Raw genomic sequence first — 11,905 nt, 5'->3', positions numbered from 1 at the left:
CATGGAAAAATTTAACCAACATCATGGCTTAGTTGTGCCATTGGACACGGCGAATGTTGATACCGATCAAATAATTCCAAAACAATTTTTACAAAAAACCACTCGCACAGGTTTTGGCCAACACTTATTTCATGACCGTCGCTATCTAGACAACTTGGGTAACGAAAACAATCCTGAATTTGTCCTTAATAAGCCACAATATCAGGGGGCAAGTATTTTACTCGCTGGTGAAAACTTTGGTTGTGGCTCAAGTCGCGAGCATGCACCTTGGGCGCTGCAAGAATATGGTTTTCAAGTGATTATCGCGTCTAGTTTTGCCGATATTTTCTATGCTAACTGTATCAATATTGGCATTTTACCTGTGATATTACCGGAAGCAGCTATAGCGACGCTATTTCAACAGTCAAAAGAGGGTCTACAACACCTTACCGTTGACTTAGTCGCCAGTACGGTTAAAACAGCCAGTGCACAATATGATTTTACTATTGCGCCTTTTCATAAATACTGTTTAGAAAACGGTGTTGACAGTGTGGGTTGGACGTTAAATAAAATTGCTAAGATAGAAAATTACGAAGCCCAAATGCCAGCTTGGCAGTAGGTAAAAAGATCAACCATCAGCTGTGAAGGCTGATGGTTATCCTTGGTTATCATTAAGAAAACTGCGGCTAATTTTTTACGCTAATTCCAAGTAGATAACGCAGACATAGTGAATTTTTCCCCTCGAAAACTCAGTACTACCCGTTGTGGAAGTATTTCATTAAGCAGTAATTCGCGACTAATATAATCACCTTCATAACGATCGCGGCCATTCACCCTTACCCAGCCTTGCCCATCACTAGCATAAAGATGCATTTCAAACGCCAGCGAAGGCACACCGTCTTGCACCCAAGTTGGCATTTGCGCCAGCGGTATGAGTTCGCTACTGCCTGCTACTACATCTTCGCTAGCATGGTCACTTTGTTTGGTGTGCTCGATAGCCGATTGAAAACTTGCCAATAACTCGTCAGACACCCCGGCTTCAGCTTTAACAACAAAGTTTTCACCCGTCACTTTCTTAGGCTTTAGCGCTGATTTTTGTGCGCTTGTTGGCAGAGCAATTTGCGCGTCGGCTAAGCTACTTTCACTCGCTATATATTGTTCAGTATCGCCTTGTTCATCAGTTAACCCTGCCTGATGACTAACCGTTTTACTCGTCGCTACCGCAAGATCATTTTCAAGCTTAGTGTTACTTGCTTTGGCCTGAGTCGTTTGATCGACAGCCAAGGCAAGCAGATTAGTACCATTATTAGTACCGCTGTTAATATAATGACTCGTACCAGCATCTGCTTGAGCTAATGCTGTAGTAACGACAGCTGGCGCTTCTCGATCAACTAACGGCTCCTGCTCAGTAATAGGATCTGCCTTATTTATAGCCGCACGAGTCACCTTAGTCTCTAAAACAATCCCCTGAGCTTGATATGCTCCCCACCAAACGCCTAGCGCTAAAACTAAGCCTAATGCAGTCACTAGGCCGCCAGCTTTTGCCGACGAATGTTGCCACCAAGGTTTTACCTGAAATTCATCACCTAAGGCATCATGGGCCGCTTGAAGTACAATTTTACGGTTAACCACAGCATTGTTACTGTTATAAGCATTTATCAAAGATCGCTCGGCTAACAAGTTCATTAAACGCGGAATACCGTTACAAATTTTATGGATGGCGCTAACGGCACTTTTATCAAAAATATTACGAAAACATTTTGCTACAGACAGGCGATGTTTAAGATATTGCTCAACTTCTTGCCTATTCAGGGGTAATAAATGATAGCGCGCCGTAATTCTTTGCGCTAATTGCCGTAAATCTCGACGCTGCAATAACTGCTGTAATTCAGGTTGACCAATCAAAATCACTTGTAAAAGTTTTTTGGTATTAGTTTCTAAGTTGGTTAATAACCTGAGTTGCTCTAACACTTCAGGTTGCAAATGTTGCGCTTCATCAATAATCAACAAGGTATTAAGATCATCACTATGATTTTTGAGTAACTTTTGTTGTATTTTATCGGTGAGGGTTTTTAAGGTTGCGCCGGTTTTGCGATAACGAATGTTTAATTCATCACAAAGGGTCGCTAACAACTCTTGACTAGATAAAGTGGGATTCAGAATAAAAGCGGCTTGGGTATTTTCTGGCAAGTTTGCCATTAAATGCCGACTCAGCGTGGTTTTCCCCGTGCCTACTTCACCGGTAAGTAAGACAAAGCCACCGGTATCACCTAAGCCATAAGTTAAGTGATTAAGGGCTTCGCGGTGACGATCACTCATAAACAAATAATCAGGGTTTGGGGCAATTGAAAATGGCTTTTCTTCTAAACCAAAATAACTAGTATACATAGGAAATCTTAACTGATGAATCGACCCTGCAAAATTAACCTGAACGCAATCATATGTCAAAAGTCAGTCGCTATTATGTTAAAGTTAAGCAATATAATTTCCTATACATTACACATTTTCAGAGGTTTATAGCGCTCAATGGCAAATATAACACAGCAACTAAACACTTTTTTAGTCGGTGGCGCCGTACGCGATGCTCTCCTGAAACGCCCTGTTGTTGATAATGACTATGTCGTGGTCGGCTCTAGCGTTCAGGAAATGCTCAGCCTTGGCTTTTTACAAGTCGGCAAAGACTTTCCAGTATTTATCCATCCACAAAGTAGACAAGAATACGCCTTAGCTCGCACCGAAAAAAAAGCGGGCCAAGGCTATACCGGCTTTAATTGCGATGCATCAGCCAGCGTTACGCTTGAAGAAGACTTACTGCGCAGAGATCTCAGTATTAATGCTATGGCGATGGATGAAAGTGGTAAAATAATTGATCCTTACAACGGCCAAATAGACCTAGATAATCGCGTATTACGCCATGTTTCCCCAGCTTTTATTGAAGACCCACTACGGGTTTTACGTGTTGCTCGTTTTGCCGCTAGGTATCACGATTATGGTTTTACCATAGCGCCAGAAACATTAGCCTTAATGACCAAACTCAGTGAAAGTGGTGAATTATCCAGTCTTTCTGCTGAACGAATATGGCAAGAAATGGAGCGCAGCTTAGCCGACACTCACCCTGAAGTGTTTTTTCAAGTGTTATATCAATGCCAAGCCCTGAAATCGCTTTGGCCTGATTTACATGATTTATGGGACACTTCAGACCTAGAAAAGTCGCAGGCAAAAATTTGCTCCAGATCGCAGACTATGATGGTACTCAAACAAGCGGTTTTACTCTCTGAAAAAACGACCGTTAGGTTTGCCAGTGTTTGCTATAACCTAGGTCAGTCGTTAACCCAACAAGACAGCTTACCTGCTGATACTGATCATGAAATACCAGGAGTGACTTTAATAGAGGCGGTTTGTAAGCGTTTAAGGGTGCCAACAGCACACAAAAATTTGGCGCTAAAGGTTTGTCAGTTTCACCTGCATGCACATAAAGTATTTCAATTAAAAGCTAGTACTATTTTAAAGCTATATAATCAATTAGATGTTTGGCGAAAACCAGAAGAGTTTGATGATTTTTTACTTTGTTGCCAAGCAGATTTTACTGTTCGCTATGGCTTGGAAATAGCTGAATACCAACAAAAAGAATTTCTCTACACTGGCTTTACAATGCTCAACCGAGTAACAGCCAAGCCTTTTGTTGAACAGGGTTTGAAAGGGCTTGAGATTAAAGCGGCAATAGCAGAGCAAAGACTTGCCGAATTAAATAAATACCAACAAAGTTATATAAAACAACACAACATCTTATCTAATGGCAGTAACTAACCGCTAAACTGGGTGAGTAAGCCACCCCACTCGATTTCTGCTTGTTTTAACCACTAAGTGATTGTTAGTGACGAACATGGCGGTAAGTCAACAGCGTCATGCGGGAGAATTTCTAGAGCAGCATTAATGTTGAGAAATACAAAAGGTATCAGCGAGGCCTGAACATAAAAAAGCCATATCAAATGATATGGCTTTTTAGACTTAATTAACTTTTACATTAAAAGTTATAAGTTGCTTTTACGTAGTAGAAACCACCGTTGTAATCAAATGGTCCACTTTCGTAGTATTCAGCACCTAACTGACCGTATGATTCAGCAGGTAACTTTTGTGCTTCTTGATCAAAGATGTTATTAGCACCAACTGACAAGGTAATACTATCATTTAAGAAGTAGCTTACTTCTGCATCAACAGTAACCGCTGAATCAGCAATCTCGTTCCAACAACCTACAGCACAAGCATCATCAGCATGCGTTGCAAAATACTCACCAAAGTAGTTTACACGAACAAAAGTTGATACATCTTCCCAAGATTGAGAAACAGTAAAGGTAGCGCGATGATCAGGCATACCTTCTTCTAAACGATGAACTTTGCCTTCATTAGTGGTCTCTGGATTAAACTGATCAACCGTTGTTTCATTCCAGTTATACGCTAATGATAACAACGTATCGCCGCCCATTAATGCCATTGTATAGTTTGCAACAACATCAACACCTTGTGTGGTAGTGTCAAAATCATTAGAAAAATACGAAACCGCTGAAATTAGCTCAGGGTTAACAACACCTAATGCTTCAAGCGCTGTGTAGTCAGCTGCTAATACATTGATTTGACTTGACTGTGCTAAACGGTCAGTTACTTCAATGTTGTAGTAATCAAGGGTAAAGAAGAAGTCGTCATATTGATAAACACCACCAAAAGCAAAACTTTTTGACTCTTCTGGCGTTAACTCTTTACCACCGTAAAATTCTGACAATGGGTTAGTTGGCGGCGCAAGGAAAGTTTGAATTAACTCACCAGCAACTAATGAAGTTTGTGTATTAACAACATTGGCTTGACCCACTGTTGGTGCTCTAAAACCAGTACTATGAGAGCCACGTAGTGAAATCTCATCGTTAAGTCTTAATTGTGCAGTTAGCTTGTAATTAGTTGTGCTACCAAAAGTATTAAAGCTTTCGTGACGAACAGCTGCGCCAACTAAAAGGTCTTCTGTTACTTGGGCTTCAACATCAATATAAGCGGCAACATTGCGACGGTCGTTACGACCTTGAGTTTCAGGACCAAAGCCTTTAAAACCGTGTGAGCCAATGTTAAAACCTTGGTCTGCATAAGCACCGGCTTCCCATGAAGCTTTTCCGCCTGAAACTATTTCAAAGCTTTCTTCACGCCATTCAAGACCCATAGCAACGTTAACTGGCTCTTCAAGACCCATATCAAAACCTTTAACTAAATCAAAGTTAAAAGTTTTTTCCATTTGGATATAACTACCGGTATCAAAATCTAACGGTGTATCTAAACCAAGTGATGGGTTTAAAGTATTCTTTAAATTAAATTTAGATTCACTGCGACCTACTGAGCCACTAACATCAAAAAACCAATCTTTTAAGAAACCTTCGTTAATTTCGCCTTTAGTACCAACAGTTAATGAGGTATCTGTGATGTTGCCACCAAATTGTGGAGTATAACCACCTGGCATAATTTGGTTCATTGAGAAACAATTTGGATCAGCTACCATTGCTTGATAGTCAAGGCTATCTAAAACATTACCGTCAGAGCCATCACTATTTTTTGGAATATTAACGACAGCACAAGTACGCGCTGCACCTTCTGATTCGCCAACATCACCTACAAGTAAAGTTTCACCACCATCAACCGAGAAAACATTGCCACGGTTATGTGGGTTACGGTAATAAAAACCACCGGTTACATCACGCTCAGAATAGTTACCAAACATGTAAAATTCTTTATCATTACCAAGATCTAAGCCAACATTACCAAAAAACGTAATATCGTCTTTAACTTCTGGATTACCCCAAATTTGAGCTGGGCTTTGAATAGAAGTATTGCCTTGACTTGCAATGTTTGCTGCATCAGGACGTTGTACACTTCGGCTTGTTGCATCAGCATTTTTTAATTGAAAGCTTAAGTTAACAAAACCATCTTTAGTAAATGGTAAACCAACATTACCGTCTATAATCGTTTGATCACCATCACCTTCGTAATAAGAACCTTGCTTCACAGACATTGAACCGCCATCTGCGTCATCTTTAAGTACAAAGTTCATTACACCAGCAATTGCATCAGAGCCGTATTGTGCAGCAGCACCATCGCGAAGTACTTCAACTTGCTTAATAGCGACACTTGGGATAACTGAAATATCAGGACCTTGTGCGCCATCATTGATGCCACCACCTTGGAAAGCAATAACAGATGCACGGTGACGACGTTTACCATTTAAAAGCACTAATGTTGAATCAGAAGGTAAACCACGTAAATTTACTGGACGAATTAATGATGCAGCATCACTAATAGGTTGTGCACGGGCATTTAAAGAAGGAATTGCGCCTACTAACATATCAAGCATATCACTTGAAGCGTTTTTACCTAGCTCATCACCACCAATGATATCAATTGGTACTGGAGACTCAGCTACTGAACGCGGAGCTGAACGTGAACCAACGACAGCGATACGTTCAATGCTTTCTTTTTTTGCGGCTTCTTCGGCAAAACCTGCGGCAAAACTAGGTGCTGTTCCTAGCGCTAAGCCAATGGCAAGAGCTAAAGTACCAGTACGAAATGTTGTAGACATGTTGTTTTCTTCCTAATATATTTGAATATGTTTTTAATAATTATTTATTTAATAATTATCTATTTTATAATTTTATTTTTACCCATTTCGCTTATCACAAAAATTTATATTGTTGTAAACAATCAAAACAGCTTGCTGCTTTATAAAACAGCTAGAAATACTTTACAAGTAGTCTTTTTCACTGGCCTTTAACATTGAATCTATAAAAAGAATTAATATGCAAATATAGTCAAAATTTATGCAAAACACATCAGCATAGTCAATTACACTGCAGCCTACAGCGCTTATGCGTTAGAATGAAATATACCAGCGAAGCATGTGCGAAGATTTTCGTATTAAATTAAATATTATCTGCATATTTAATCAATAAAAAAAAACATAAAAAAAATGAACTTTTTCTAAAGTCAGCATTTACTGAGGCAAAAAGCCTAGTTAAAGTTAAGTTATCAATATTAATTTTTTGTTTGTTTTGGTCTTTAGGGGCAGTCAGTAATTTGCTCAATAGCTAGTGATATAGTGAACCAAACATAAAAAAAGCTCCAATTTAGGAGCTTTATTAATTCAATAATACGACAGTTTAATCAGCGGCTAAAACAGTAGCGCTTACTGCACCAAAACCTATGCGCGCGGCCCCGATTTTTTCACACCAACCTTTCATAATGACACAATCGCCATCTTCTAAGAAAGTACGAGTTTCACCATTAGGCAAGTGAATAGGCTCTGAGCCAGCATTCGATAATTCAAGCATTGAACCGGCTTCTTCTGGTTTAGGGCCCGACTGTGTACCGCTACCAAACATATCACCTGAGCGCAGGTTACAACCATTAACCGTATGGTGCGCTACCATCTGCGCCACGGTCCAATATGAATCTTTAAAATTTGATTGCGACAATTGCACCGGTGCTTGCTTGGCATTACGCATGGTCTCAGTTTCAATTAATACCTGTAAGCTTAAATCTAAAGAACCAAAGTCTCGATTGTGCTCTGACTCTAAGTAAGGCATAGGCTGAGGATCCGCTGCGTCACGTGTCCATGTTGACCGATAAGGTGCTAAGGCTTCTGACGTTACAATCCACGGAGAAACTGTTGATGCAAAGCTTTTTGACAAGAATGGCCCTAAAGGTTGATATTCCCAACCTTGAATATCTCGTGCTGACCAATCATTAAATAAACACATACCAAAAACATGATCTTCGGCATTTTCGATGCTAATAGGCTCACCCAAAGCATTACCCTTACCAATAAATATACCCACTTCCATTTCATAATCTAAACGCTTACATGGACCAAAAGAAGGCTCTGTTGCTGTTGGTGCCTTAGTTTGTCCTTTAGGACGCTTAAAGTTACTACCAGAGATCTCAATTGAAGAAGAACGACCATGGTAACCAATAGGAACCCATTTATAATTGGGTAACAACGGGTTATCGGGACGGAACTTGCTGCCAACCGATGTGGCATGATGAATCGAAGTGTAAAAATCAGTGTAATCACCAATTTGACATGGCAAAGCAAATTCAACATCGGTTTGTGCGATTAAACATGATGCTACTTTCGTTTGTAATGCTGACCCTTGGGTTAATGCTTGTGATAACGCTTGGCGTAAAGCGCTCCAAAAACGGTTACCCATCGCCATAAAAGCATTTAACTGAATGTGACAGCATTGCTCCAGCGCTAATTGTGTGTCGCCAGCAAAAATATCCAAGGCGAATAGCGCTTTTAAATCAATAACCTGATCACCAATGGCTACACCTGCTCGACAGTCTTCTTTACTGTCTTTTCGCTTAAAACTAGCAAAAGGTAGGTTTTGTATTGGAAAGTCACAATTTTCTACATTGGCAGACTCTACCCAGCTAGTTAAAGCCGGGTTGTGCGTTTCATTAAGTAAATTGGTGTTAGACATGGGCTAAACAACTCCAGAAAAAATAGGTAAAATACGTGTTTACAATACACGTTATTAAATAGCAATGCGCCGTATTATAACAAGCGTTCTCATAAAGGCTATGCCAAGAAAATATACTTGATAAACAGCTGTCAACAATATGTGGCAGGGCCAAGTTTACAGCCACACTTGACTTGCCATTAAAAAAAATGATCTAAATACTATTCGCCAGAATCGACATTTGCTAGAATGCTGCCGATTTATCAATATATGGTAAAATTAGCACGCCTGCCTTAGCGGTAGGTTAACATTCAATCTATAGCTCCTGACTTACTATCAGGCTCGCTCAATGGGTCAATAAAATATGAATAACATTACCGTTTGCGCCTTATATAAATTTGTTCGCTTAGAGAACTTCGACGCTATTAAGCCACCTTTGCTACAAGTGATGGAAGACAATGCAGTTAAAGGCACCTTACTTTTAGCGCTTGAAGGTATCAACGGCACTATCGCTGGATCACAAATTGGCATAGACGCCGTACTCGCCTTTATTAACAGTGACAGTCGTTTATCTGGCGTGTCAGCTAAATGCTCGTTTCATCAAGACAACCCTTTTGCTCGCACGAAAGTTAAATTAAAAAAAGAAATTGTCACCATGGGTGTCGAAGGTATAGATCCAACACTTACCGTTGGCACTTATGTTAAACCCAAAGATTGGAATGCCCTTATTTCTGATCCCGAAATGCTCTTGATAGATACCCGCAATGATTACGAAGTAGAAATTGGCAGCTTTAAAAATGCTATCAACCCAAATACCGAAAGCTTTCGTGAATTTCCTGAATATGTCGCGAAAAATTTAGATAAAAATAAACACAAAAAAGTCGCTATGTTCTGCACCGGCGGTATACGTTGTGAAAAGTCCACCGCCTATCTAAAAGAGCAAGGCTTTGAAGAAGTTTACCATCTAGAAGGTGGCGTATTAAAATACCTTGAAGAAGTCCCTGAACAAGACACCATGTGGCAAGGCGAATGCTTTGTATTTGACAGCCGAGTGGCCGTTAACCATGATTTAGAACGTGGTCAATATGACCAATGCTATGCCTGTCGTTATCCAATTACAGCAGCAGAAAAAACCAGCGAGCATTATATTCAAGGCGTAAGTTGCCCACGTTGTTATGATAAATACACTGACGAGCAAAAAAGTGGCTTTCAGGAGCGTGAAAAACAAATCAACCTTGCTAAAGCGCGTGGTGAAGAACATATTGGCGGCGACATAAAACAAGTAATAGCCGAGCGTCGAGCCACTAAAAGTGCCAGTAAACAGGCTCAGAAAAAATAGGTTTTTTGCCAACAGATCAAACGAACTAAATAAAATGCCTGCTAATTAGCGGGCATTTTTATGTCTGATAAAAATACTTACCGGCCCAGTAACATCAATAACATCAATAATATCAACAACAATAATATCAACAACAATAATCAAGAGAGAGCAAAGGTAAATTTCAGCCAAAAAAAAACCTCAACATATAAATGTTAAGGCTTTAGATTTTTTACTAAAATATTTTTTACTAGAATGCTTTTTACTAGAATATAATATGGTGCCTTGACCCGGAATCGAACCAGGGACACGAGGATTTTCAATCCTCTGCTCTACCGACTGAGCTATCAAGGCACTGTCTTTAAATGAATAAACCAGATAAACATAGTATTCACTTTGAAAGAAGCGACATAGTATCGGGAATTAAACTCGCTCGCAAGCCATTTTATTGACTTGTATTGATAATTACTTGATATAGCATAAAAAAACAGCAGTCATGCCATTATCTCAACTCATAGCAATCCTATTACCTCACCCACCTCATCACTCTTGCACATTGACGAACAGGTTATTACAAGCAGCTAAGTCAATGCAGTAATACCTGAGCAATTACCGAGCCGTACTAATGCCACGAAAAATACCACAAAAAATGCCGCGAAAAAGTGCATACCGGAAAGGCCTAAACATTATCATGCTTTCACATCTACGTGCATCTAAGCACTGATGCCGTGGAGCCAGGGATGGCTAGGAAAGGGCTAAAGATAAAAAAGCCAGCATATTTGCTGGCTTGATTTACGTTTTCATACTTAGCCTATTAGCTAAATATACCTTTCATTATCCAGAAGAAGATAATGGAAAGACCTGCACCTATAGGTAATGTAATCACCCAAGAGATAACAATATTACGCACTACACCTAAATTAATAGCAGCAATACCACGCGCCATTCCTACCCCTAGCACCGCACCCACTAATGTTTGTGTGGTTGAAATAGGTAGGCCTGCACCTGAAGCAATAACGACTGTACATGCAGCGGCTAACTCAGCAGCAAAACCTCGACTCGGTGTTAAGTGAGTAATCCCAGTACCAATAGTGGCCATAACACGATGACCAAACAATGCAAGACCGGCAACAATACCTAAACCACCCAGTGGTAAAATCCACCAAACTAGTGAAGCTTTCTTGGCAATTTCACCACCGTTATCGACAATACTAACGACAGCAGCTAATGGCCCAATGGCATTGGCAACATCATTTGAACCATGAGCAAACGCCATACAACAAGCGGTTACTATCATCAAGACAGCAAATACTTTTTCAACATTAGCGTAATGTGTAGTTTTATCTGCTTTTTCATCAAATTTAAGACGAGTGATAAAATACTTACCAATAATAGCAACAATAACAGCGACAATAATCGCTAGGTAATAGCCACCAGCGCCAGCAATTTCAAAGTTATAAAAACCTAAGTTTATATTCTCTAAACCTATATGTTTTAAACCTTTTTTAATGGTCACTAACGATAAAACAAAACCCGCTAAGAACATGTAAAACGGCACATAACGTTTTGCTTGTTCTAATGGTTTGTCGGTATCAAAAATGAGTTTTTGTGCACTATTAAAAATAATAAAAGCAATAACACCCGAGATCAACGGTGTAACAACCCAACTACCCACAATACCGCCTACTTTACCCCAAGCGACTGTATCAGGGCTTATGCCGATGGCAGCAAAGCCGATAATAGCGCCAACAATTGAGTGAGTAGTAGATACCGGCCAACCTAAAACAGACGCTACTAACAACCAAGTAGCGGCGGCTAATAAGGCAGAAATCATACCAAAGACTAATAATTCAGGGATATCGACAAATAACGCTGGGTCAATAATGCCCTTACGTATGGTTGATGTAACTTCACCACCGGCTAAATATGCACCAGCAAATTCGAAAATCATTGCAATAATAATAGCTTGCTTAATGGTTAATGCTTTTGAACCAACTGATGTTCCCATAGCATTAGCAACATCGTTTGCACCTATGCCCCATGCCATAAAAAAGCCGACAGCAGCGGCGATCATGACTAACGTAGAGCCATGAGTGAGTAAAATTTCCATAAGTCAGCC

The 11,905-nt window shown here is 40.0% G+C and carries 8 protein-coding genes and 1 tRNA gene; 3 read left to right on the top strand and 6 right to left on the bottom strand.

What is annotated here, in order from left to right; all coding sequences use genetic code 11:
- The first annotated feature begins 1 nt into the window (after nucleotide 1).
- Entirely contained in the window at nucleotides 2–598 is a 597-nt protein-coding gene (gene leuD, locus H4J65_RS15280) for a 3-isopropylmalate dehydratase small subunit (protein WP_182136514.1), read from the top strand.
- Nucleotides 599–678: 80 nt separating this feature from the next.
- Here the strand turns inward: leuD and H4J65_RS15275 are convergent, their stop codons facing one another.
- The gene (locus H4J65_RS15275) at nucleotides 679–2,367 is read right to left on the bottom strand and encodes an AAA family ATPase (RefSeq protein WP_182198728.1); all 1,689 of its coding nucleotides are present in this window, start codon (nucleotides 2,365–2,367) and stop codon (nucleotides 679–681) included.
- Nucleotides 2,368–2,505: 138 nt separating this feature from the next.
- Between H4J65_RS15275 and H4J65_RS15270 the strand changes: the two genes are divergently transcribed.
- Nucleotides 2,506–3,786 (top strand): multifunctional CCA addition/repair protein, encoded by a 1,281-nt coding sequence (locus H4J65_RS15270; RefSeq protein WP_182198727.1) that lies wholly within the window; start codon nucleotides 2,506–2,508, stop codon nucleotides 3,784–3,786.
- A gap of 217 nt (nucleotides 3,787–4,003) precedes the next feature.
- Here H4J65_RS15270 and H4J65_RS15265 read toward each other — a convergent pair whose 3' ends face one another.
- Both H4J65_RS15265 and fahA read right to left on the bottom strand, forming a co-directional pair.
- Complete coding sequence (locus tag H4J65_RS15265) at nucleotides 4,004–6,589, bottom strand: TonB-dependent siderophore receptor (protein WP_182136517.1); 2,586 nt, start codon at nucleotides 6,587–6,589, stop codon at nucleotides 4,004–4,006.
- Between the two features lie 577 nt (nucleotides 6,590–7,166).
- The gene (fahA, locus tag H4J65_RS15260; RefSeq protein WP_182136518.1) at nucleotides 7,167–8,489 is read right to left on the bottom strand and encodes a fumarylacetoacetase; all 1,323 of its coding nucleotides are present in this window, start codon (nucleotides 8,487–8,489) and stop codon (nucleotides 7,167–7,169) included.
- A 343-nt stretch (nucleotides 8,490–8,832) separates the two neighbouring features.
- Here fahA and H4J65_RS15255 point away from each other — a divergent pair, with 343 nt between their 5' ends.
- Entirely contained in the window at nucleotides 8,833–9,807 is a 975-nt protein-coding gene (locus H4J65_RS15255; RefSeq protein WP_182198726.1) for a rhodanese-related sulfurtransferase, read from the top strand.
- Between the two features lie 45 nt (nucleotides 9,808–9,852).
- On the opposite strand, the gene H4J65_RS18085 is transcribed toward H4J65_RS15255, so the two are convergent.
- The 3 genes from H4J65_RS18085 to H4J65_RS15245 all read right to left on the bottom strand — a co-directional run bounded on the left by H4J65_RS18085 (nucleotide 9,853) and on the right by H4J65_RS15245 (nucleotide 11,896).
- The gene (locus H4J65_RS18085; RefSeq protein ID WP_259367636.1) at nucleotides 9,853–9,978 is read right to left on the bottom strand and encodes a hypothetical protein; all 126 of its coding nucleotides are present in this window, start codon (nucleotides 9,976–9,978) and stop codon (nucleotides 9,853–9,855) included.
- Nucleotides 9,979–10,064: 86 nt separating this feature from the next.
- Nucleotides 10,065–10,140 (bottom strand) — tRNA-Phe (locus tag H4J65_RS15250).
- Between the two features lie 460 nt (nucleotides 10,141–10,600).
- Entirely contained in the window at nucleotides 10,601–11,896 is a 1,296-nt protein-coding gene (locus tag H4J65_RS15245; protein ID WP_182136520.1) for an inorganic phosphate transporter, read from the bottom strand.
- Nucleotides 11,897–11,905 lie beyond the last annotated feature (9 nt).

The sequence above is a fragment of the Colwellia sp. MB02u-9 genome (genome assembly GCF_014077085.1).
GTDB lineage: Bacteria > Pseudomonadota > Gammaproteobacteria > Enterobacterales > Alteromonadaceae > Cognaticolwellia.
Note: the sequence above shows the minus strand (reverse complement) of the source record. Positions and strands in the feature narration are given on the sequence as shown.